Consider the following 20,168-nt stretch of genomic DNA (forward strand, 5'->3'; position numbering starts at 1 on the left):
GATTTTTCAACAGAAAGGAAGCGCTGTAATGACTGCTTATCCCAAGATGACCGCCGAGGAGCGGAAGGCGGAATACGCCGAGGTGACCCGGGAGTACGAGGAGCTGAAGGCCCGGGGACTGAATCTGAACATGGCCCGGGGCAAGCCCGGTAAGGCGCAGCTGGATCTGGTCAGCGATATTTTCAGCCTGATGCAGAAGCCGGAAGACTACGTGTCCGACGGCGTCGACGTGCGTAACTACGGCGAACTCAGTGGCCTGCCCGCCGCCAAGCGGCTGTTCGCGGAGATCCTGGGCTGCCGGCCGGAGCAGGTGTTCGTGGGCGGCAACGCCAGCCTGCAGCTGATGTACGATACCATCTCCAAGGCCTATACCCATGGCCTGCTCCACAGCGAGCGCCCCTGGTGCAGGGAGCCCGTGGTGAAGTTCCTGTGCCCCGCCCCCGGCTATGACCGGCATTTCAAGGTGACGGAGTCCTTTGGCTTTGAGCTCGTCACCATCCCCATGACGGACGAGGGACCGGACATGGACGCGGTGGAGAAGGCTATCCAGGACCCGGCGGTCAAGGGCATGTGGAACGTGCCCAAGTACTCCAACCCCGACGGCATCATCTACTCCGCCGAGACCATCCGGCGCATCGCCTCTATGAAGCCCGCCGCCCCGGACTTCCTGCTGATGTGGGACAATGCCTACTGTATCCATGAGTTCGAGGGGGACTATGTGGAGTTCCCGGACATCCTGGCGGAGTGTGAAAAATACGGCAACGCCGACATGGTGTTCGAGTTCGCCTCCACCTCCAAGGTGACCCTGCCCGGCGCCGGCATCTCCTGCTTTGCCTGCTCCGAGGCCAACATGGCTTACATGGAAAAGCTCCTCACTGTCCAGGTCATCAGCTTCGACAAGGTGAACCAGCAGCGCCATGTGCTCTATCTCAAGGACAAGGCCCACACCCTGGAGCTGATGAAGAAGCACGCCGCCATCATGGGCCCCAAGTTCCGCTGTGTGGTGGACGCGCTGGACCGGGAGATCGCGCCGCTGGAGATCGCCTCCTGGCGGCGGCCCAAGGGCGGCTACTTCGTCTCTCTGAACGCCATGCCCGGCACCGCCAAGCGGACGCTGGCCCTGTGCAAGGAGGCGGGCGTCACCATGACCGGCGCAGGTGCCACCTTCCCCTATGGCAAGGATCCCCAGGACAGCAATATCCGCATCGCGCCTTCCCTGCCCCCTGTTGAGGAGCTGGAGCAGGCCATCGCCGTGCTGTGCGTCTGCCTGAAGATGGCGGCCCTGGAGAAGCTGGGCGTATGAGATACAAGGGAAGCGTTTACCGTCCGCCCTCTGAGGCGTACAGCCTCATCGTCCAGGTGACCTACGGGTGCAGCCACAACACCTGCGCCTTCTGCAGCATGTATAAGGAGAAGCACTTCGCCATTCGTCCCCTGGAGGAGGTGCTGGAGGACTTCCGCATCGCCCGGGGCGTGTACCGCCGGGTGGACCGGGTGTTTCTGGCAGATGGCGATGCATTGGTCCGGAAAGCGAATGAGCTTTACACCATTCTGGACACCATTCGGGAGCTGTTCCCAGAGTGTGAGCGGGTTACCAGCTACGCGTCCCCTGCCTCCATCCGTATCCGGACGGAGGAGGAGCTGCGGACGCTGCGGGACAAGGGCCTGACCATGGTCTACATGGGACTGGAGTCCGGGTGCGACGATGTTTTGAAGCGGATGCGCAAGGGCCACATGTCCGCCGAGATCGTGGAGATGGGCCGGAAGGTCCGCCGGTGCGGCATGGCGCTGTCCGTCACCGCCATCACGGGCCTGGGCGGCCCGGAGCTGCTGGAGCGCCACGCCATCGAGACGGCGGAGGCCTTCAACGCCATGAACCCGGAGTATATCGGGATGCTGACGCTGATGGTGGAGCCGGAGACGCCCCTTTACGACTGGGTGCGGGACGGCAGCTTCCAACTGCTGACCCAGCCCCAGGTGCTGGAGGAAACCCGGCTGCTGATGGAGCATCTGGACAGCCCCGGCAGCGTGTTCCGGATGAATCACGCCAGCAACTACCTGGTGCTGAAGGGCACGCTGAACCGGGACAAGGAGGCCATGCTCCGCACCATCGACGCGGCGGAGCACGACCTGAGCCGCCTCCGGCCGGAGGAGTGGCGGGGCCTGTAAAACCAAATGAAACAGCCGCAGAGCAACGCTCTGCGGCTGCTTTTTTGCCCGGGACCGCAGGCTTGACAGCCCCTGCCGGAGATGATACCATAGGGCCGATTTCCAAGCGGGGTGGGATGTCGGTTCTGTGCGCAAGACCAACTACCGGGCTGAAAAGGAGGCGGCATCCCCCTGTTTGGTGTTGCCCGGCCCCCCTTGAAAGTCCAACGTGATATGTGCAGCGGCGCAGCGTGAGCGGACATTCCGGGGCATGGAAACCTCAAAAAAAGGATAAAAAACCCAGTTGGCAACCGTTGGTTGCCGGAAAGTAAGCCGCGGGCGGTTTACTTTCATTTCTTGCTGGGATAGATTTGGAGATGTAAACAATGACCCTAGAGAAAAAATTGGCCTGTTTGCGAAAAAGAGAAGGGCTGTCCCAGGCGGAGGTATCGGAAAAGCTGGATGTGTCCCGGCAGGCCGTAACAAAATGGGAAACAGGGACGTCCAGGCCATCAATAGAAAATCTGCAATCTCTGAGCAGGCTCTATAACGTCCCGCTGGAGTATTTGCTGGATGAAAGCGGGGACGAACTTCCTGCTCCGGCGGCCCCGGCTGCAGAGAGGGCGCCGGAGCAGAAGGTACAGAAAAAAGAAAAGCAGTGGATGAGGCTGCTTGTGATCGGCGCCGTTGTTTTGGCCCTGCTGGTATGCTTCCTTTTCTGGTATGGAAGAGGGCAGAAGGAAAATGGCTTGGATTTACATTCAATTCAGGGAGAAGAAAGTACGTTGTTGGAAGAGCCGGATTTTAACTTGAATTGGGAGTAACAGGAAGGAGGTGAAACCAATGGGGATGAAAAGATATCTGTGCTTATTGTTCGCCTGTATTGCAATTTTTAGCTGTATTCCCGCTCAGGCCGTTGCAGCTGATATTGGAGAACAGGCAACAGAGATCGCAGAACCAAGAGCCACAGGCGAGTTTGATTTTGAGATTTCTGCGAAGAGCATGAGAAAAGCAAGCACCAGCTTTCCGATGGAATATGGGGAAACCGTTACCATTACGGCATCTTATTCTCCGGCGTCAGCGAGTGTCGACTTCGGACTGATCGACTCCGACGGGCTATTTTACCCTGTACGAGGAAGCAACGGGAGCATTAACCAGACGATCAGGATCGATCTCAGAGGGACCTATACATTTGCGGTAAGAAACAACTCCAGTTACAAAGTGAGTGTTTCCGGATTTGTAAATTATTAGGGATGTTGAAAGGAGGCGGCTTCTATGAAAAAAATTGCTGCGTTGGTTTTGGCTCTTGTGATGGTACTGTCATGTGGCATTACAGGTTCAGCTACGGAGTTTGAAAAAGAAGACAACCGATTGATTAGCACAGAAAATATTGAAATCAACGGTATCTCCACGACTGTGAAAACGTATGACGATCAGGGATTTATTGTCACAACGTATGAGTTTACTGATGAGGGCTTAACAGAGACTGACATGGAAGGCGCAATCAGGGAGATAGAATCTGAAATGGCTTCGGATGCTCCGATGCCTCTTGCATCGGGCCCTACGGCTACCGCGTCAAAGAAGTTCAACACGAGTGAACACTCTCCAACAGATGTTTCATTAACAGCATCCCAGTCTGGAACATTTTGTAAAAGTATTGATAATAATTACGCATATCTTTGGGTTGTTGGGGGGGTAAGTAAAGCTGCTTATACAAGCCCTGATTATACTCCAAGCTCCATTTATATTACTGAGACATTTGAAACAACAGGGCTGCAAGTATCGGTTTCGTGGCCACCTGCGGTAACAAGCGGAAGCAAAATTTATGAAAGAACTCTGGGACCATACAATAATGTGAATTTTGTGACACTAAATTGGCCTCAAATCAGTGCAGCAAGCGGATTTGCAACGGCGTTTTCTCTTAGTGCAACTACAACAGTTGATGCAAATTTTGAAAATGGATCTGTTGTAGGTCACAGTGCATCAACATCATACAAACAGAATTTCCAGACAGGCTGGTAAAAAGTAAATTCCATCACGATGCCCCTAGTATATTATATACCAGGGGCATTGTGATAAATAATTTTGGAGGAAAGATTGAAAAAAAACACAAAAACAAATTTATTAAAAATGGCCGCCATACTTATAGTTATTACGATTATAAGTAATGTCTTCATTGGGTATCGACTTACACCAGAGAGCGCCGTAAAAGCTGTGCGTTTTTATCCGGCAGAAGCTCCAGTTATCCTGCTCAATGAGAGAATAAATTCAAATTGCGTATTTTATCTCGTGGATGCTGGAGAACAATATTATACTGTTTACTGTAAAAAAACAAAATTTTTATGGAGAGGGTATGTTGGCTCGAGTGGACAAGAAAAAACAGAAAGCGGCGTAGAACTTCTTAATAAATTTTGGGTGGGAGAAGATGTGGATGCGGGTTGGGTTGTATCAATTTCTCACGACCCAGAGGTGAGATCGATTAGAATCAAAAGTGGAGATACTGTTATTCAAAGAGAAGCTCCTCTCAATCAACCCGTTGTAATACAAATAAAAACAGATGATAGGAGCGATATGGATGTTAAATTTGAAGCGGTTGCTTTGTCGAGTTCGGATGAAGTGTTATATAGGTTGGACTACGAAATAAACGGCAATATAGTAGAAATGGGTAAGTATGGATGGATTCCAGAAAGAGGTTAATGAGAGTAATTGTGCGGAAAACTCATTGTCGCTATTGCGACGATGAGTTTTCCACTATAATGGTTTACCCGTTTGCGCTGTGCGTGAACGGATAAACCGTTACATAATTAAAGGATTTAGGGTACCTGTCCAAGAATGGTATTTTCCTGTTGCTTCCTGTAATAACGGATTTATGTTGACTGCCCCGGAGATCTATGGTATAGTGACAGCGGCAGAAAAAAATTCCTGCCACTGAAAAAACCGGCTGCAGCGGTCAGGGAAATGAGGGAATCCAGTTGCAATTGAATCATTGTGTTTCGGCGTTTGACGCATAGCAGAGGCTATCGCGTCAAACAAAGAGATTTGGCATATAGCCTCTGCTCATTCCAAATCACAAGAGCTTTGGAGGAGCATCATGCGCTATATGAAAGCAGCCGACGTGCTGCCGCCGGACCTGCTGGCCCAGGTCCAGGCGTATATCGACGGGGAGTATCTGTACATCCCCCGGCGGGAGACCAGCCGCAAACCCTGGGGCGCGGCCAATGGCCGCAAGGCGGAGACCCTGGCCCGAAATCAGGAGATCTATCGGCGCTATCGGGAGGGGACCTCTGTGGACCAGCTGGCGGAAGCCTACTTTCTGGCGCCGAAGAGCATTTGGAAGATCATCGCCCGCCTGAGAAATGAATAAGAACACAAGCGCCATGCGGACTCCCGCATGGCGCTTTCTTATTTCTGAACCGAGTTGACGGTTGCGGGACCGGCCTGCGGCAGGGTATGCTGAGGGCAGTAAGACAACACCAAGGAGGAATTTCCAATGTCCCAGCGAATCCCGCAAAAACCGAAACGGCGCCGCCTGGACTACCGGCAGGATCCCTGCCGGGATGTATTCACCTGCCGGGTCTGCGGCTGGCCGGTAGGACCTCAGGCTGCCGGAACCCAGCACCGCAACCACTGCCCCAACTGCCTTGCCAGCGTCCACCTGGATGACGAGCCGGGGGACCGGGCCGCCGACTGCGGCGGCACCATGGAGCCGGTGGCCGTCTGGGTCCGCAAGGGCGGCGAGTGGGCCATCATCCACCGCTGCAAGATCTGCGGCGTGCTCCATTCCAACCGGGTGGCGGCGGATGATAACCCCATGCTGCTGATGAGCTTGGCGGTGAAGCCTCTGGCCGCACCGCCGTTCCCCTTGGACCGGCTGGAGCGGGCGGCGGAGTAAAAACCTGAAAAATCGGCGGAGGCTGTACGGCCTCCGCCGGTTTTTCTATGCCACGTGTTTGAAATTCCCCCAGGTCTCATTGACACTGGAGACGCAGGCGAAGGTATCCGGGAAGCGGGCCAGAATCTCCTGGAACCGAACCACCTGATGGCGGTTCACCACGCAGATCAGCAGGGAACGGGGAGTCTCCGAGTACATTCCCTCCGCCTGGAGCACAGTGACACCGTGGCGCAGCTGCTGCATGAGCTGCCGGGAGAGCTCCTCCGGCTGCCGGGTGACCACCTCGAATTTCATGGCGGATTTGCCGCCCTTCAAAATGGTGTCGCTGATGCTGGAGCTGAGATAGCAGTAGATCAGGCACAGGATCACCGGCTCGAACTGGCAGCCGTAGACGAAGAAGGACAACACCGCCACCGCGGCATTGAGGCTGAAGATCAGCCAGACCAGGCTGGCCTCCGGGTGCTTTTTCCGCACCCAGGCGGCTACGATGTCCGTTCCGCCGGTGGAGCCGTTCTGCCGGATCACCCAGCCGTACACAGCGCCGCTGACCACACCGGCCGCCACAGGCCCCAGGATGGCGGAGGAGCCGGAGTCATAGGCGATGGCGCTTAGGTCCATCTGGCCCAGCACCAGCGTGACGGCGGAGAACACCAGCACGAACACCAGCGTTTTGCGGGCGAAGTCCCGGTCGACTTTTTTCCAGGCCAGCAGGACCAGCGGCAGGTTGATGAGCAGGGAGAGGTAGCCGATATTGACGTGCAGCAGGTATTGCAGCATGGTGGCCAGGCCGTTGATGCCCGCCGGGGCAAAGGCGTTGGGAAAGACAAACAGCTCATAGCTGACGCCCATCAGACAGGCCAGACCGGCTGTGATCGCGTAGCTGCGCAGAGCGGTCCAAGAGGGATGATGCTTCATAGGAGTGCCTCCGTTTTCTGAAATCCGGGCCGCAGTATACGCCATTTTCCTCCAAAACGCAACAGAAATTGCAAAAAAAATTCTGCATTGCAGGAAAACTTTCCTGCAATGCAGAATCCGTATATACGGCCCTGCCGGAGGGGAAAAAACTGGATGTCCACGCAGTCTGAACGGGCAGTGCCGTCACGGGGAATCAGAACTTCTTGTCCTTTGCGGTCTCACAGTAGGCGCAGCGATAGGTGTGAGTGGCGGGATCGCTCAGCAGGAATATGGCGTCCAGCTGGGGCTCTGCTACGGTGATGCAGCGGGGGTTTTTGCAGTGGATGACATTCACCAGCTTTTTCGGAAGCTCCAGATGCTTCTTTTCCACCCGCACGCCGTTGCGGATGATGTTGACGGTGATGTTGGGGTCGATATAGCCCAGCACATCCAGATCTACCTCCATAGGGGAGTCGATCTTGATGATGTCCTTCTTACCCATCCGGCCGCTGCGGACATTCTTGATGATGGCCACGGAGCAGTCCAGCTGGTCCAGATGGAGGTAGCGGTAGATGTCCATGCTCTTGCCAGCCTGGATGTGGTCCAGGACCACGCCGTTTTGGATGCTGTCGATGTTCATAGCGTCAATGCCTCCTTCTCACACCTGAATGCCCAGCAGCTTCAGGATCAGTGCCATGCGGATGTACTTGCCGTTCTTCACCTGTCTCCAGTAGGCGGCCCGGGGATCCTTGTCCACCGCCACAGTGATCTCGTTGACACGGGGCAGGGGGTGGAGGATGGACAGGTCCGCCTTGGCGTTCTCCAGCTTCTCCGGTGTCAGGATGTAGCTGTCCTTCAAGCGCAGGTAGTCCTCCTCATTGAAGAACCGCTCCTTCTGGACACGGGTCATGTAGAGAATGTCCAGCTGGGGGATGACGGACTCCAGATCCGTGGTCTGGGTGTAGGGGATGCCCTTCTTCTTCAGAGCCTCCTCCTTCACATACCGGGGCAGCTTCAGCTCGGTGGGGGAGATCAGCACGAAGTTGATGTGATCGTACCGGCTCAGGGCGTTCACCAGGGAGTGGACGGTGCGGCCGAATTTCAGGTCGCCGCAGAAGCCGATGGTGAAGTTGTTCAGCCGCCCCTTCTCCCGGTGGATGGTCAGCAGGTCGGTGAGCGTCTGGGTGGGATGGTTGTGGCCGCCGTCGCCAGCATTGATGATAGGTACCTCACTGAACTGGGAGGCGGCGTAGGGAGCACCCTCCTTGGGATGGCGCATGGCGATGATGTCGGCGTAGCAGCTGACGGTGTGGATGGTGTCGCCCACGGTCTCGCCCTTGGCGGTGGAGCTGGAGCTGGCCTCAGAAAAGCCCAGGGTGCTGCCGCCCAGGGCCAGCATGGCGGACTCAAAGGAGAGCCGGGTCCGGGTGGAGGGCTCGAAGAAGAGCGTTGCCAGCTGCTTGTGGGCACAGGCGTCCTGGTACTTGACCGGGTTGGCGATAATGTCCTCCGCAGTGGCGATCAGCTGATTGATCTCCTCCACGGAGAGGTCGGTGATGTCGATGAGATTTCTGGGCATGATGAACTCCTTTCAGGGGTGTGGTGGGAGGGAGCCGCTCCTCGGGCGGCAGGGAATAGCTCCCGGCAAAGCCGGAAGCGGAATGAGCGGAATTTATTTCGACGTGATCCAGGATTCGTCGGATGGGTTGGCCCGGAACCTCTTCAGCCGCTCAATGTCCTCCGGCTTGATCTTCCCCTCCTCAGCGGCCACCTCGCAGACGGCATCGAAGTTGGAGAGGGAGTGGTTGACGACGTTCGCGGCGGCCAGCCGGTCCAGGCCCTTTTGGAGCCCGTAAGTGAAGATGGATGCGACGCCGAGAACCTCGGCACCCGCCTCCCGCAGCGCCTCTACAACTTCAATGCAGCTGCCGGCGGTGGAGATCAGGTCCTCCACCACAACGACCTTCTGGCCCTTCTCCAGCCTGCCCTCGATGCGGTTCTGGCGGCCGTGGTCCTTGTTGCCGGAGCGGACGTAGCCCATGGGCAGGTCCATCAGGTGGCCCACGATGGCCGCGTGAGCGATGCCGGCGGTGGACGTGCCCATCAGCACCTCCGCATCCGGGTAATGGGTGCGGATCAGCTCCACCAAGCCCTTCTCCACGGCCGTGCGGACGGCGGGAGCGGTGAGGGTCAGGCGGTTGTCGCAGTAGATGGGGCTCTTGATGCCGCTGGCCCAGGTGAAGGGCTCGTCCGGCCGCAGGAACACCGCGCCGATGCTCAGCAGATCGTGGGCGATTTCACGTTCTAAGTTCATGGAAAAATCCTCCTTATCCAAATGTGCGAAGATGGTCAGTGCTTTCGGCCGACCCAGAAAGCACTTGCGGCCACAATGGCTGCAAGGTACAATAGCGCCGACTCGGTATAACCGAATGGCAGGGCTTTGATCCAGATTACTCCGAATGCCAGTACCATGAAAAAGACAGCAATGACAAGGGCAAGTTCCATCAAATCAAATTTCATGCAGACGTGCCCCCGTTCCGCTCAGCCCCAAAAGTCCTTGACCGCTCTCCGATAAGCGGCCACCGGGTCCTCCGCCTGGGTGATGGGACGGCCCACCACGATGTAGTCGCAGCCGGACTTGCCCGCCTTCTCCGGGGTCATGATCCGCTTCTGGTCGCCGGCGGCACTGTCCGCGAACCGGATGCCGGGGGTGACGGTCAGGAAGTCCGCGCCGCAACGCTCCTTGACCAGAGCCGCCTCCAGAGGAGAGCAGACCACGCCGTCCAGGCCGCTGGCGGCGGCGTTCTTGGCGTAGGAGAGCACCGTCTCTGCCATGGGGGTGTCGATCAGCAGCTCGTTTTTCAAGGCGGCGGCGTCGGTGGAGGTCAGCTGGGTGACGGCAATCAGCAGGGGGCGGGTGCCGTCGGGACGAGTCAGGCCCTCCAGGGCGGCCCGCATCATCTCAGAGGTCCCGGCGGCGTGGAGGTTCACCATATCCACATCCAGTCGGGAGAGGACCGCCATGGCCCGCTTCACGGTGTTGGGGATGTCGTGGAGCTTCAGGTCCAGGAAGATCTTGTGGCCCCGGGCCTTGATGTCCCGGACCACCTGGGGGCCCTCGGCATAGAACAGCTCCATGCCGATCTTCACAAAGGGCTTCTCCCCGGCGGGGAACTGGTCCAGGAAGGAGAGGGTCTCCTCACGGGTGGGGAAGTCCAGGGCGATGATGACGTCTTTTGCGCTCATATTCAAACAGTCCTTTCTGTAAATTTCTCGGTGACAGCGTTCAGCCGTGCGCCGCGCCGGTCAGGTCCGCGATACGCTCCACGCCCAGCCTTTCGCACACGCCCGGCAGGGCTTCGATGATCTTCTTGCAGGCATAGGGGTCCCGCAGGTTGGCGGCGCCGATCTCCACGGCGCTGGCCCCCGCCAGCATCATCTCACACACGTCCTCCGCAGAGGAGACACCGCCGCAGCCGATGATGGGCAGCTGCACCGCCTCGTACACGTCCCACACCATCCGCACCGCCACCGGGAACACCGCGGGGCCGGACAGTCCGCCGGTGCGGTTGGCGATGAGGGGCTTTTTCGTTTTCAGGTCGATCCGCATCCCCAACAGGGTGTTGATGAGGCAGATGCCGTCGGCTCCCGCGTCAGCGCAGGCCCTTGCGATCTCCGCGATGTCCGTGACGTTGGGGGAGAGCTTCATGAAGACCGGCTTTTTCGTCACCGCCTTCACTGTCCGGGTGACTTCCGCGGCGGCCCTGGGGTCGGAGCCGAAGTTTTTCCCTCCAGCGTGGACATTGGGACAGGAGATGTTCACTTCCAGAATGGACACCTGCTCCACGTCGTTGAGCTTGGCGCAGTTCTCAGCGTACTCCTGAAGAGAGAAGCCCCCCACGTTGGCAATCACCGGCCCATGAAAGATTTTTGCAATGTTGGGCACCTCCTCCGCGATCACCGCGTCGATGCCGGGGTTCTGGAGGCCCACGGCGTTCAGCATCCCGGAGGCGGTCTCCGCGATCCGGGGCTGAGGGTTGCCCGGACGGCTCTGTGCGGTAGTGCCCTTCCAGGAGAAGCTGCCCAGAAGGTCCAGGTCGTACAGCTCTGCGTACTCCCGGCCATAGCCGAAGGTGCCGGAGGCGGGGATTACGGGATTTTTCAGCTCCACCCCTGCAAGGCGGACAGACAGGCTTACCATACGATTTCCTCCTTGTACAGAATGGGACCGTCCTTGCACACCCGCTTGTAGCCGTTTCCCGTGGGCACGGAGCAGCCCATGCAGGCGCCGAAGCCGCAGCCCATCCGGGCCTCGAAGCTGAACTGCCCGCCGGTGAGCTGGGGCAGGCCGTGGACGGCCTTCAGCATGGGGGTGGGGCCGCAGACGAAGGCGTAGCCGCACTCCGGCACGTGACGGGCCAGATCCGTAACAAATCCCTTTGTGCCCAAGCTGCCGTCCTCCGTGGCCACCATCAGGCGGCAGCCCAGCTTGCCGAATTCCTCCAGGTAAAAGGCGTCTCCGCCGGAGCGGAATCCCAGTCCCACTGTGGGGGCGATGCCCGCCTCCAGCATCCGCTGGGCCAGGCCGTACAGGGGCGCGATGCCGATGCCGCCGCCCAGCAGGATGGGGTGGGCCCCGCCCTTTGCCAGATCAAAGCCGTTGCCGAGACCCGACAGCACATCCAGCTCTGTGCCGGGGACGCACCGCACTAAGTCATGGGTGCCTTCGCCCACCACCCGGACCAGGAGCAGCAGGGCGTCCTTCGTCCAGTTGCAGATGGAGATAGGCCGCCGGAGGAATTTGCCGGGCAGCTGGATGTTCACGAACTGCCCCGGCGCCGTGATGGCGGAGGTGTCGCCGGACAGCACCAGCTCATAGGTGTCGGCGGTCAGCTGCCGGGCGTGTTCCATGGTAAAGAGGGATTGTTTCATAGGTAGTCCTCCTGACAGGGGGGGATGGGGGTCTTATTGATGTTGCGAGAGCTGGCGGTGTACACCAGATTCCCGTTGCAGATGGTCTTGTCCACTCCGGCGGTGACGGTCCAGCCGTCAAAGGGCGTGGAACGGCCCTGGGAGAAGAAAAGGGTGCTGTCGATGGCATGGGGCCAGTTCAGATCCAGCACGGTCAGATCCGCGATCTCTCCCGCCTCGATCTTTCCGCCGGGCAGGCGGAACAGCCGCCGGGGATTGACGCACAGGGCGTTCAGCAGCGTGGCGAAGGGGACGATGCCCGGCTCCACCAGCTCCGTATACAGCACCGGGAAGGCACACTCCAACCCCACGATGCCGTTGAGGCTGCGGAGTCCCCTAGACTTCTCCTCCGCGCTGTGGGGGGCGTGGTCCGTGGCGATGCAGTCGATGGTGCCGTCCAGCAGCCCTTCGATCAAAGCATCCCGGTCCGCGGCGGAGCGGATGGGGGGATTCATCTTGAACCGGCCGTCATCCATCAGGTCCTCGTCGCAGAGGATCAGGTAGTGGGGCCCGGTCTCGCAGGATACCGGCAGCCCCTCCGCCTTGGCCTTGCGGATGAGGGCCACGCTCTCCTTGGTGGAGACATGGCACACGTGGTATCGGCAGCCGGTCTCCCGCACCAGCTCCAGATCCCGCTCCACCTGTTTCCACTCGCTCTCAGGGGCATTGCCGGGGAAGCCGTTCCGCTTCGCCCACTCCCCGTCGTGGATGCACCAGCCGGGAGTCAGCAGGGACTCGTCCTCACAGTGGGCAGTGATGGGCTTGTCCAGCTGTTTTGCGAGTTCCATGGCATCGCGCATCTGGTCGGCGGACTGGACGCCTTTCCCGTCGTCGGAGAAGCTGCAGACAAAGGGCTCCATAGACGGCATGTCCGCCAGCTCCGCGCCTTTTTCGCCCCGGGTGATGGCCCCATAGGGATACACCCGCACCCGGCCGTCCCGGGCGATGGCGTCCAGCTCCGGCCACAGGTGCTCCAGGGAGTCCGGCACCGGATTCAGGTTGGGCATGGCGCACACCGCCGTGTAGCCTCCTGCGGCGGCCGCCGCCGTGCCGGAGGCGATGGTTTCCTTATAAGAAAATCCAGGCTCCCGAAGATGAACATGTACATCAACGAAACCTGGAACAATGACTTGATCCTGACATTCAATTACGGAAAAACCTTCCTGGGAAAGGGAGGGAGAAACGGAAACAATACGGCCTTTGGAAATGGCAACATCCACATTCTGGAAAGTTCCATCCCGGAAAACAGCCCCGCCGGTCAGCAAGAAATTCATGGGTACGCTCCTTCCTCTGCGTCTTCATTCGACATATTATCATAACGGAAAAGGAAGCAGTTGTCAACGCCTATTTTCTGGAGTTTTCCAAAAGCGGCGGCGATTGCCGCCGCCTCTGGAATCTTCCATCAGGGCCGGGGCGGACGGCAGGCCAGGCAGCCGGTATAGAGCCGGGAGACCTCAGGCCAGTCCACCAGTCGCCACCAGGCTTCGAAGTAGTCCGCCCGGCGATTCTGGTATTGGAGATAGTAGGCGTGCTCCCATACGTCGCAACACAGCAAGGGGATCAGGGGCAGCGGTGTGTCCTGGTTTGCGGTCTTTTGGACAGCCAGGTGCCCCTCGCCGTCTGCGGATAGCCAGGCCCAGCCGGAGCCGAATTGCCCCAGGGCCGCCTTGCGCATGGCCTCCTTCAAACCTGCCATGCCGCCGAAGTCCCGTACCACAGCGCCCTCCAGCGCCATGTCCGGGGCGGAGACCGGCAGGGGGTGGAGGGTGCGGAAATACAGGTCATGATTAAAGACGCCTCCGGCGTTGTTCCGAACGCCCTGTCGCAGGCCATCCGGCAGTTCCTCCCAGTTTAGGCACAGCTTCCAAAGCGGCCAGGACTGATAGGCGGGCGTCCGCTCCAGCAGCTGGTTCAGAGCGTCCACATAGGCGGCGAAGTGCTTGTCGTGATGGAAATACAGCACTTTTTCGATCAGCTCCGGCGCCAGCGCGTCATAGCCGTAGGGCAGGGGCGGCAGGGTGAAGGGATAATGCTGTTCCATGTATTGCTCCAAGGGGATCATCCTTTCCGGCGAAGTGTCAAAGTCCGCTGTTCCCATCCTATGCAGAAAGGGAATCCCATATTTCCAAAAGGTGCTGCACAAAAACCGGGAGGGCGTTTCGCCCTCCCGGTCCGGTCTCAGCAGTGGCCGCAGGTATGGCCGCTCTCGTGGTGGCCGCAGCCGTGGTCGCCGCAGGTGTGCTCCTCACCGTGGTGATGGTCGCAGGTGGCTGCATCGGCGCTGACCAGCGTGCCTGCCAGCAGTTCTGCCACCCGGGTGTCCGCGTCGCCCTGGCAGCCGGCGTACAGCCGGATACCTGCCTCCGCCAACGCCATCTGGGCCCCACCGCCGATGCCGCCGCAGATCAGGGCATCCACCTGATGGTCCTTCAAAAAGCCAGCCAGGGCCCCGTGTCCGCTGCCATTGGTATCCACCACCTGGGAGGAGGCTACGGTGCCGTTCTCCACATCATAGAGCTTGAACTGTGCCGTGTGGCCAAAGTGCTGGAACACCTGGCCGTTTTCATAGGTGACTGCGATTTTCATGAGGACGCTTCCTTTCCGTCTTGGGAGGCACACCGGCCGCAGGGCCTGCTGAAGCCCCGGCAACTTTCCTGGGGACAGAGGGCGTAGCTGCCGCCGCCGATCTGCAGCGGACGGCCTTCCACCAGAAAGACCGCCAGCTTCTGTCGGGCCTGGGCATAGATCCGCTGAACGGTAGTCCGGGCCACCCCCATCTGGGCGGAGGCCTCCTCCTGGTTCAGGCCCAGGTAATCCATCAGACGCACCGCCTCATACTCCTCCACTGTCAGCTCCACGGCCTCCCCGTGGGCGGGCTGTTCCGGAGCAAAGCGGCAGTGGGCCGGCATCTGGCAGACCCGGCGGCATTTGGCGCTGCGCGGCATGGGTGTTCCTCCCTTGTTTTGAACATATGCCCATTATATATGATTTTGAACATATGTCAAGAATAACGTTGGAAAAATCTGCGTTCCGCCTTGACAGGCCCAGGGCGGTCCCTTTATGATGGAGCCAGAGAGGGGGCGGTTCTCTTGAAAAAGAAGTGGAAAATCCTGCTGGCGTGCGTCGTGGCAGTGACGGCAGCATGTGCTGCGGCGTGGTATCTCCTTCCCCGCCCCGCGGTAGGGGAGGACTACGAAGTCCAGTATATCAATGTGGGAGAGACGCTGGAGAATATTACCGGTCAGATAGACCAGAATACCTGTAACGCCCTCAATGACCTGCTTCGGCAAGCAGAGAGAAGGGGGTACCGCAGAAACGTCTTTCCAAGGCAGCTGCGGGAGGACACGGTGCAGATCATAGGCGTCGACAGCCATGGACCCTGGTTCTTTGAGCTGGACGGCGAAGCTTGCGTACTCTGCGACGGACAAAGGGGCGGCTACCCCATTATTGACGGCGAAGGGCTGCTGAAACAGGTCTGGGCCCTGCTGCCGGAGCCGTGACAGGGGAGGGATGCGCCTGTGAAAAGAAAATGGAAAATTTTGCTGGCGTGCGTTGTGGTAGTGGCAGCGGTGGCGGCCATGACTGTGGGAATCTGCGCACGGTATGTCCTGCACTACCCTGCGGTGGGAGGGGACTTTGAAATCAGCTTCATCAGAGCAGGGGAGACACTAGAGGACATCACGGAACAGATCGATCAGGATACTTTAGACGCCATCAAGGGACTGGTGCTGGGCGCGGAAAGAGGGGGTACCGTGTTGGCTGCTCTCCATGGCTCTCGGAGAGCAGTGTGGAGATCAACGGGAGAGACAGTGAGGGGCTATGGCATATCTATCTGGACGAGGACACCGCCGTAATTTATGATGGTGACAGACGGTATCCCCTCATCAATGGCGAAGAACTCCTGGAACAGCTTTGGGCCCTGTTGCCGGAGCAGTGACAAAGAAGGGGCGCATATGAAAAGAACATGGAAAGTTCTGCTGGTATGTGTTGTGGCCGTGGCAGCCCTGGCTGGCTATTTCTTCCTGCTACCCGCCCCGGCAGGGGGAGAGGACTTCCAGCTGCTGGAGGTCCGGCAGGACGGACGGGATTTGACGGCGTCGCTCCGGCCGGAGCAGCTGGCGGACCTGGAGGCTACAATGCGGGGGGCCTCTAGGTTCCGCTGGAAGAATCCCGTTGGGGTATATCCTCTGGAAGCGGATACCGTCATGCTCCTGGGTGCCAATGGGGAATCCGTCATCCTGGTGGGCAGTCAGGGGCGCTTTGCGGTGGACGGCTATCCCCTGCACGACGGGGAGACCCTGCTGGCGGAGGTTCAGAACATCCTCGCATCCTAATTCATTTTGCTTATAGATAAGAGCAGATACAGCGGAAAGGAGCAATCAGATGGAACAGCGGGAAGCGGCCATCTGCCAATGGTTCGACATGTGGCTCACCAAGCGGGACACCGGCATCCGGGACCTTTTCGCCCCGGACGCGGTGTACATCGAGAGCTGGGGCCCGGAGTACCACGGCGCGGACAAGATCGCCTGGTGGTTCACCGAGTGGAATCGCCGGGGCACGGTGGAGCGGTGGGATATCCGCCAGTTCTTCCACAAGGGGGACCAGACGGTGGTGGAGTGGACCTTCGCCAACCGGATGGACGACGGCCGCCGGGAGGTGTTCGAGGGTATGACCCTGGTCCGCTGGACGGCAACGGGGCAGATCGCCCGTCTCCAGGAGTTCGGCTGCAACCTGGGCCGTTACGACCCCTACGCCCACGGCCCGGAGCCCCGGTTCCGGGAGCAGCAGGCGGCCTGGTTCTGAAAACCCAAAAAGCGGCGCCCGTTCCGAAAGGAACGGGCGCCGTTGTTTGGATACTAAGAAGGGACGTCTTATTTTTGCAGCGTCTTGACCCACTGGCCGTACTTCTCCAGATTGGCGTCACAGGCGGCAGAATCCGCGCCCTGGGTCAGAATATACACCTTGATCTTGGGCTCCGTGCCGGAGGGTCGCACCAGAATGGTGGTGCCGTCCGCCAGCTCGAACCGCAGCACGTTGGAGCCGGAGAGCTCCATGGCGCTCTTCGCACCGGTGGCGCAGTCCACCACGGACCCGTCGGTGTAGTCCTTCCGGGTGACGACTTTCACGCCGGAGATCTCCGCCGGGGGATTCTCCCGGAGATTCTTCATCAGCTGCGCCATATCCTTCAGACCGTCCAGGCCGGGCATCACCAGGTTGTAGGTCTTTTCGGCGTAGTGACCATACTTCTCGTATAGCTTCTCCAGGGCGTCGAACAGCGTCATGCCCTGGGCGGCGTACCAGGCGGCCATCTCCGTCAGCAGCATGGAGGCGGTGACGGCGTCCTTGTCCCGGACGTAGTCGCCCAGCATGTAGCCGTAGCTCTCCTCATAGGAGAAGATGACCTTTCCTTCGCCGGCGGCCTCCAGGGCGTTCTTCTTCTCCGCCATGAACTTGAAGCCAGTGAAGGTGTCGTAGCAGGTGACGCCGTTGGACTCAGCCACCTTCCGGGCCATCTCCGTGGTGACGATGGTCTTGAGGGCCACGGGCTTCTCCGGCATTTTGCCGGAGCGGCGCATGGCGCCGATGAGGTAGTCCAGCAGCAACACGCCGGTCTGATTTCCGGTGACGGGGCGGTACTCGCCGCTGTGGTTCCGGATCATGATGCCCACCCGGTCGCTGTCCGGGTCAGTGCCCAGGATGAAGTCCACGTCATTCTCCCGGGCCAGGTCGATGGCCAGATAGAAGCCCTCCGGGTTCTCCGGGTTGGGGGAGACCACGGTGGGGAAGTCGCCGTCGATCACCATCTGCTTGGGCTCACAGATCAGGTGCTTGATGCCCAGGGTCCGCAATGCCTCCGGCACCAGCTTGTAGCCGCAGCCGTGGAAGGGAGTGTACACCAGCTTGAAGGTGTCCGCCACCTTGGCCACGGTTTCCTTGTCGTTAATCATGGCAGTGACGTTGGCCATAAACTTCCGGTCCGTCTCCTCCCCCATAGTCTCAATGAGGCCGGCCTTCACCGCCTCGTCGAAGTCCATGCGCCGGATGCCATTGAAGACGTCGATCTGTTCCAGAGCAGCGGCGATGGCGTCGGCGTGGTGAGGGGGCAGCTGGGCGCCGTCCTCCCAGTAGACCTTGTAGCCATTGTACTCCTTCGGATTGTGGCTGGCGGTGACATTGATGCCCGCCTGGCAGCGGTACTCCCGCACGGCGAAGCTCAGCTCCGGCGTGGGGCGGAGGGACTCGAAGATCCGCACATGGATACCGTTGGCGGCGCAGACCTCCGCCGCCGCCCGGGCGAACTCCATGGAGTGGTTCCGGCAGTCCATACAGATGGCCACGCCCCGGCGCTTGCCCTCCTCGCCCTCGGCGCAGATGACCTGGGCAAAGCCCTGGGTGGCCCAGCGGATCACATGGATGTTCATGTTGTGCAGGCCCACGGCCATGATGCCCCGCAGGCCGGCGGTGCCGAACTCCAGCGGGCCGTAGAACCGGCTCTCAATCTCCTTGGGGTCATTTCGGATGCTCTCCAGCTCCGCACGCTCCGCGTCGGACAGGGCAGGACTCGCCAGCCACTTTTCATATTCCTTCATAAAATCCATGCGAGAGATACCTCCTGTTGTGTAAATTGAGAACGGAGGCGGGACATTAGTCCTGCTCCGGGATTTCCGCGGGGGTGTTCAGCAGCGCCTGGGCCTCCTCCAGTTGGGAGGCGGGGACCCAAATCTCTACTCCCTGGGAGGCGAAGCCTCCCAGCACCTTGCCCAGGGACCCATTCTGGAAGGCGGGGATGCCGCAGCTTTCCAAAAACGACACAGTGATGTCCGCCTGGCTGTCTAGCTCCCACTGGATGTCCAGCTTGGCGGCGGGTTCCGGTGCGCCTGCCTCGTCTTTCGGCCAGCGGTCCAGCAGGTCCCGGTCCGCCCGGGCCCAGAAGTCCTTTGCCGGTTCTGTCATAGTTCCACGTCCTTTACTTGTGATATTTGGTGCCTGCGTTGATCTGATACGCCCGGTAGATCTGTTCCAGCACCATCACCCGGGCCAGATGGTGGGGGAAGGTCATGGGAGACATGGAGAGCCGCAGCCTGGCCTCTGCTTTGATGGAGGGGTGCAGGCCAAAGGACCCGCCGATGAGAAACACCAGATGTCCCACGCCCTGGCTGGCCCAGGCAGCCATCTGCCGGGCCAGCGCCTCGCTGGACCGCGGCTCTCCCTCCACGCACAGAGCGATCAGGGCGGCGCCGGATGGGAGCTTGGCCCGGATGGCAGCAGCCTCCTTCAAAAGGGCCGCCTCGATCTGGGCGGGGGAGGGGTCCTCCGGCAGCCGCTCCTCCGGCAGTTCTACCAGCTCCAGCTTACAGAAGCGGGACAGCCGCTTGACGTACTCCGCCGCGGCGTCTATATAAAATTTCTCCTTCAGCTTTCCGACACACAGGATCGTCACCTTCTGCATACGGACCTCCTGCTCACGGTGTGGGCTGGGCCCAGGCAGTCCCTGGGAGCCACAGACAGCAGAGGCGAGACACCTGCGGCGGAGAGAGCCCGTTCTACGGCAGTTTGCGCCATGGCGGGCGTATTATTCTCCCGGCTCAGATGGGCCAGGATGATCTCTGATGTGCCGCTCTGCGCCAGAACGGCGGCAAAACGGGCGGCATCCTCATTGCTGAGATGGCCTTGTGCGCCCAGAATCCGCTGTTTCAAATAGTAGGGGTAGGGCCCGCTGCGGAGGGTCTCGATGTCGTGGTTGGCCTCCAGCACCGCCAGATCCACGCCCTCCAGAATGTCGGCAGCCTCGTCGGTGACGTAGCCGGTATCCGTCAGGACACCGACGGCGCCGCCGGCGGCGTCCAGCCGGAAACCACAGGAACCGGGAGCGTCATGGGATGTGGGAAATGCCGTCACGGCAAACTCTCCGATAGACTGGGGGATGCCGAAGTCCAGCGCGTCCAGCCGTGTCTCTGCGCCGGGCAGCCGCCAGGATAGCTCCCGGGCGGCCCGCTCGGTGGTAAAAACCGGGGCGGCGCAGCGCTTGAGCAGCGTCTGCAGGCCGGAGATGTGGTCCGCGTGGGTGTGCGTGATGAGAATGGCCGTGAGGCTTCCGAGCTCCAGGCCCAGCTCCCGCAAAGCGGCAGTGATGCGGCGGCAGGAAATGCCCGCATCCAGCAGAATATAGCTCTCCCCGCAGGAGAGCAGCAGCGCGTTCCCGGAGGAACCGCTTGCCAGCGTATGTACGGTGGTCAAAAAACATACCTCTTCCGGTGAAAAG

Annotated in this window: 28 protein-coding genes; 12 read left to right on the forward strand and 16 right to left on the reverse strand. The window is 59.7% G+C overall.

From position 1 onward, the window contains the following. Positions 1-28 precede the first annotated feature (28 nt). The 8 genes from OCV80_RS09615 (at position 29) to OCV80_RS09650 (ending at position 6,040) form a co-directional block, all read left to right on the forward strand. Positions 29-1,303, forward strand: coding sequence for an aminotransferase class I/II-fold pyridoxal phosphate-dependent enzyme (locus OCV80_RS09615; RefSeq protein WP_021748374.1), 1,275 nt, complete (start codon positions 29-31; stop codon positions 1,301-1,303). Then, positions 1,300-2,169, forward strand: a complete 870-nt coding sequence (locus OCV80_RS09620; protein WP_025544024.1) for a radical SAM protein — start codon at positions 1,300-1,302, stop codon at positions 2,167-2,169. Before OCV80_RS09615 ends, OCV80_RS09620 begins: the two co-directional genes overlap by 4 nt. Positions 2,170-2,534: 365 nt before the next feature. Beyond that, positions 2,535-2,972 carry a helix-turn-helix transcriptional regulator gene (locus OCV80_RS09625; RefSeq protein WP_136890761.1) on the forward strand — a complete coding sequence of 146 codons (438 nt, stop codon included), beginning with the start codon at positions 2,535-2,537 and terminating at the stop codon, positions 2,970-2,972. Between the two features lie 19 nt (positions 2,973-2,991). Further along, positions 2,992-3,399, forward strand: coding sequence for a hypothetical protein (locus OCV80_RS09630; protein ID WP_136890760.1), 408 nt, complete (start codon positions 2,992-2,994; stop codon positions 3,397-3,399). 24 nt (positions 3,400-3,423) lie between these two features. Then, positions 3,424-4,170, forward strand: a complete 747-nt coding sequence (locus tag OCV80_RS09635; RefSeq protein WP_256264234.1) for a hypothetical protein — start codon at positions 3,424-3,426, stop codon at positions 4,168-4,170. Between the two features lie 75 nt (positions 4,171-4,245). After that, a complete protein-coding gene (locus OCV80_RS09640) occupies positions 4,246-4,845 on the forward strand; it encodes a hypothetical protein (protein WP_136890758.1) in 600 nt (199 codons plus the stop codon). Positions 4,846-5,239: 394 nt separating this feature from the next. Further along, complete coding sequence (locus tag OCV80_RS09645; RefSeq protein ID WP_021748380.1) at positions 5,240-5,512, forward strand: CD3324 family protein; 273 nt, start codon at positions 5,240-5,242, stop codon at positions 5,510-5,512. 126 nt (positions 5,513-5,638) lie between these two features. Further along, positions 5,639-6,040: an RNHCP domain-containing protein gene (locus OCV80_RS09650; RefSeq protein ID WP_081692079.1), complete on the forward strand. Its 402-nt coding sequence runs from the start codon at positions 5,639-5,641 to the stop codon at positions 6,038-6,040. A 45-nt stretch (positions 6,041-6,085) separates the two neighbouring features. Here OCV80_RS09650 and OCV80_RS09655 read toward each other — a convergent pair whose 3' ends face one another. From OCV80_RS09655 to OCV80_RS09710, 12 genes are all read right to left on the reverse strand, one after another. Continuing rightward, complete coding sequence (locus tag OCV80_RS09655; RefSeq protein ID WP_158629678.1) at positions 6,086-6,955, reverse strand: YitT family protein; 870 nt, start codon at positions 6,953-6,955, stop codon at positions 6,086-6,088. A gap of 193 nt (positions 6,956-7,148) precedes the next feature. Further along, positions 7,149-7,574: an aspartate carbamoyltransferase regulatory subunit gene (locus OCV80_RS09660; RefSeq protein WP_025544033.1), complete on the reverse strand. Its 426-nt coding sequence runs from the start codon at positions 7,572-7,574 to the stop codon at positions 7,149-7,151. Between the two features lie 18 nt (positions 7,575-7,592). Then, entirely contained in the window at positions 7,593-8,513 is a 921-nt protein-coding gene (gene pyrB / locus OCV80_RS09665; protein ID WP_025544034.1) for an aspartate carbamoyltransferase, read from the reverse strand. A gap of 93 nt (positions 8,514-8,606) precedes the next feature. Beyond that, positions 8,607-9,248, reverse strand: coding sequence for an orotate phosphoribosyltransferase (gene pyrE / locus OCV80_RS09670; RefSeq protein WP_136890756.1), 642 nt, complete (start codon positions 9,246-9,248; stop codon positions 8,607-8,609). Positions 9,249-9,283: 35 nt separating this feature from the next. After that, complete coding sequence (locus OCV80_RS09675) at positions 9,284-9,454, reverse strand: hypothetical protein (RefSeq protein ID WP_021748387.1); 171 nt, start codon at positions 9,452-9,454, stop codon at positions 9,284-9,286. Between the two features lie 21 nt (positions 9,455-9,475). Next, positions 9,476-10,180: an orotidine-5'-phosphate decarboxylase gene (gene pyrF, locus OCV80_RS09680; protein WP_136890755.1), complete on the reverse strand. Its 705-nt coding sequence runs from the start codon at positions 10,178-10,180 to the stop codon at positions 9,476-9,478. A gap of 40 nt (positions 10,181-10,220) precedes the next feature. Continuing rightward, positions 10,221-11,135 carry a dihydroorotate dehydrogenase gene (locus OCV80_RS09685; protein WP_267288381.1) on the reverse strand — a complete coding sequence of 305 codons (915 nt, stop codon included), beginning with the start codon at positions 11,133-11,135 and terminating at the stop codon, positions 10,221-10,223. Beyond that, positions 11,129-11,866, reverse strand: coding sequence for a dihydroorotate dehydrogenase electron transfer subunit (locus tag OCV80_RS09690; RefSeq protein ID WP_021748390.1), 738 nt, complete (start codon positions 11,864-11,866; stop codon positions 11,129-11,131). Before OCV80_RS09690 ends, OCV80_RS09685 begins: the two co-directional genes overlap by 7 nt. Next, positions 11,863-13,179: a dihydroorotase gene (locus OCV80_RS09695; protein ID WP_267288382.1), complete on the reverse strand. Its 1,317-nt coding sequence runs from the start codon at positions 13,177-13,179 to the stop codon at positions 11,863-11,865. The genes OCV80_RS09690 and OCV80_RS09695 overlap by 4 nt, the downstream gene beginning before the upstream one ends. Before the next feature lie 128 nt (positions 13,180-13,307). Further along, complete coding sequence (locus OCV80_RS09700; protein ID WP_119311914.1) at positions 13,308-13,946, reverse strand: superoxide dismutase; 639 nt, start codon at positions 13,944-13,946, stop codon at positions 13,308-13,310. Positions 13,947-14,083: 137 nt separating this feature from the next. Continuing rightward, positions 14,084-14,491: a NifB/NifX family molybdenum-iron cluster-binding protein gene (locus tag OCV80_RS09705; RefSeq protein WP_249390777.1), complete on the reverse strand. Its 408-nt coding sequence runs from the start codon at positions 14,489-14,491 to the stop codon at positions 14,084-14,086. Next, positions 14,488-14,850 carry a DUF134 domain-containing protein gene (locus tag OCV80_RS09710; protein ID WP_249390776.1) on the reverse strand — a complete coding sequence of 121 codons (363 nt, stop codon included), beginning with the start codon at positions 14,848-14,850 and terminating at the stop codon, positions 14,488-14,490. Before OCV80_RS09710 ends, OCV80_RS09705 begins: the two co-directional genes overlap by 4 nt. Before the next feature lie 144 nt (positions 14,851-14,994). Between OCV80_RS09710 and OCV80_RS09715 the strand changes: the two genes are divergently transcribed. The 4 genes from OCV80_RS09715 to OCV80_RS09730 all read left to right on the forward strand — a co-directional run bounded on the left by OCV80_RS09715 (position 14,995) and on the right by OCV80_RS09730 (position 16,708). After that, positions 14,995-15,405: a hypothetical protein gene (locus OCV80_RS09715; RefSeq protein ID WP_119311190.1), complete on the forward strand. Its 411-nt coding sequence runs from the start codon at positions 14,995-14,997 to the stop codon at positions 15,403-15,405. A gap of 18 nt (positions 15,406-15,423) precedes the next feature. Next, positions 15,424-15,759: a hypothetical protein gene (locus OCV80_RS09720; RefSeq protein WP_119311189.1), complete on the forward strand. Its 336-nt coding sequence runs from the start codon at positions 15,424-15,426 to the stop codon at positions 15,757-15,759. 99 nt (positions 15,760-15,858) lie between these two features. Continuing rightward, on the forward strand, positions 15,859-16,239 hold the full coding sequence (locus OCV80_RS09725) for a hypothetical protein (protein ID WP_119311188.1): 381 nt from the start codon (positions 15,859-15,861) through the stop codon (positions 16,237-16,239). Between the two features lie 49 nt (positions 16,240-16,288). Continuing rightward, on the forward strand, positions 16,289-16,708 hold the full coding sequence (locus OCV80_RS09730) for a nuclear transport factor 2 family protein (protein WP_119311187.1): 420 nt from the start codon (positions 16,289-16,291) through the stop codon (positions 16,706-16,708). A gap of 68 nt (positions 16,709-16,776) precedes the next feature. On the opposite strand, the gene OCV80_RS09735 is transcribed toward OCV80_RS09730, so the two are convergent. The 4 genes from OCV80_RS09735 to OCV80_RS09750 are packed head-to-tail and all read right to left on the reverse strand — an operon-like array spanning position 16,777 to position 20,143. Continuing rightward, positions 16,777-18,504 (reverse strand): phospho-sugar mutase, encoded by a 1,728-nt coding sequence (locus OCV80_RS09735; protein ID WP_119311186.1) that lies wholly within the window; start codon positions 18,502-18,504, stop codon positions 16,777-16,779. A 46-nt stretch (positions 18,505-18,550) separates the two neighbouring features. Continuing rightward, complete coding sequence (locus OCV80_RS09740; protein ID WP_119311185.1) at positions 18,551-18,859, reverse strand: putative signal transducing protein; 309 nt, start codon at positions 18,857-18,859, stop codon at positions 18,551-18,553. 13 nt (positions 18,860-18,872) lie between these two features. After that, positions 18,873-19,355, reverse strand: coding sequence for a 23S rRNA (pseudouridine(1915)-N(3))-methyltransferase RlmH (rlmH, locus tag OCV80_RS09745; protein WP_021748402.1), 483 nt, complete (start codon positions 19,353-19,355; stop codon positions 18,873-18,875). Beyond that, positions 19,343-20,143: an MBL fold metallo-hydrolase gene (locus OCV80_RS09750; RefSeq protein ID WP_025544043.1), complete on the reverse strand. Its 801-nt coding sequence runs from the start codon at positions 20,141-20,143 to the stop codon at positions 19,343-19,345. The genes rlmH and OCV80_RS09750 overlap by 13 nt, the downstream gene beginning before the upstream one ends. Positions 20,144-20,168: the final 25 nt, after the last annotated feature.

This window comes from Oscillibacter acetigenes (assembly GCF_025567605.1).
Lineage (GTDB): Bacteria > Bacillota > Clostridia > Oscillospirales > Oscillospiraceae > Oscillibacter > Oscillibacter welbionis.

Coding starts and splice junctions, on each gene's coding strand:
- OCV80_RS09615 (WP_021748374.1), top strand. CDS start 29: ATGACTGCTTATCCCAAGATGACCGCCGAGGAGCGGAAGGCGGAATAC.
- OCV80_RS09620 (WP_025544024.1), top strand. CDS start 1,300: ATGAGATACAAGGGAAGCGTTTACCGTCCGCCCTCTGAGGCGTACAGC.
- OCV80_RS09625 (WP_136890761.1), top strand. CDS start 2,535: ATGACCCTAGAGAAAAAATTGGCCTGTTTGCGAAAAAGAGAAGGGCTG.
- OCV80_RS09630 (WP_136890760.1), top strand. CDS start 2,992: ATGGGGATGAAAAGATATCTGTGCTTATTGTTCGCCTGTATTGCAATT.
- OCV80_RS09635 (WP_256264234.1), top strand. CDS start 3,424: ATGAAAAAAATTGCTGCGTTGGTTTTGGCTCTTGTGATGGTACTGTCA.
- OCV80_RS09645 (WP_021748380.1), top strand. CDS start 5,240: ATGCGCTATATGAAAGCAGCCGACGTGCTGCCGCCGGACCTGCTGGCC.
- OCV80_RS09650 (WP_081692079.1), top strand. CDS start 5,639: ATGTCCCAGCGAATCCCGCAAAAACCGAAACGGCGCCGCCTGGACTAC.
- OCV80_RS09655 (WP_158629678.1), bottom strand. CDS start 6,955: ATGAAGCATCATCCCTCTTGGACCGCTCTGCGCAGCTACGCGATCACA.
- OCV80_RS09660 (WP_025544033.1), bottom strand. CDS start 7,574: ATGAACATCGACAGCATCCAAAACGGCGTGGTCCTGGACCACATCCAG.
- pyrB (WP_025544034.1), bottom strand. CDS start 8,513: ATGCCCAGAAATCTCATCGACATCACCGACCTCTCCGTGGAGGAGATC.
- pyrE (WP_136890756.1), bottom strand. CDS start 9,248: ATGAACTTAGAACGTGAAATCGCCCACGATCTGCTGAGCATCGGCGCG.
- OCV80_RS09675 (WP_021748387.1), bottom strand. CDS start 9,454: ATGAAATTTGATTTGATGGAACTTGCCCTTGTCATTGCTGTCTTTTTC.
- pyrF (WP_136890755.1), bottom strand. CDS start 10,180: ATGAGCGCAAAAGACGTCATCATCGCCCTGGACTTCCCCACCCGTGAG.
- OCV80_RS09685 (WP_267288381.1), bottom strand. CDS start 11,135: ATGGTAAGCCTGTCTGTCCGCCTTGCAGGGGTGGAGCTGAAAAATCCC.
- OCV80_RS09690 (WP_021748390.1), bottom strand. CDS start 11,866: ATGAAACAATCCCTCTTTACCATGGAACACGCCCGGCAGCTGACCGCC.
- OCV80_RS09695 (WP_267288382.1), bottom strand. CDS start 13,179: ATGAATTTCTTGCTGACCGGCGGGGCTGTTTTCCGGGATGGAACTTTC.
- OCV80_RS09700 (WP_119311914.1), bottom strand. CDS start 13,946: ATGGAACAGCATTATCCCTTCACCCTGCCGCCCCTGCCCTACGGCTAT.
- OCV80_RS09705 (WP_249390777.1), bottom strand. CDS start 14,491: ATGAAAATCGCAGTCACCTATGAAAACGGCCAGGTGTTCCAGCACTTT.
- OCV80_RS09710 (WP_249390776.1), bottom strand. CDS start 14,850: ATGCCGCGCAGCGCCAAATGCCGCCGGGTCTGCCAGATGCCGGCCCAC.
- OCV80_RS09725 (WP_119311188.1), top strand. CDS start 15,859: ATGAAAAGAACATGGAAAGTTCTGCTGGTATGTGTTGTGGCCGTGGCA.
- OCV80_RS09730 (WP_119311187.1), top strand. CDS start 16,289: ATGGAACAGCGGGAAGCGGCCATCTGCCAATGGTTCGACATGTGGCTC.
- OCV80_RS09735 (WP_119311186.1), bottom strand. CDS start 18,504: ATGGATTTTATGAAGGAATATGAAAAGTGGCTGGCGAGTCCTGCCCTG.
- OCV80_RS09740 (WP_119311185.1), bottom strand. CDS start 18,859: ATGACAGAACCGGCAAAGGACTTCTGGGCCCGGGCGGACCGGGACCTG.
- rlmH (WP_021748402.1), bottom strand. CDS start 19,355: ATGCAGAAGGTGACGATCCTGTGTGTCGGAAAGCTGAAGGAGAAATTT.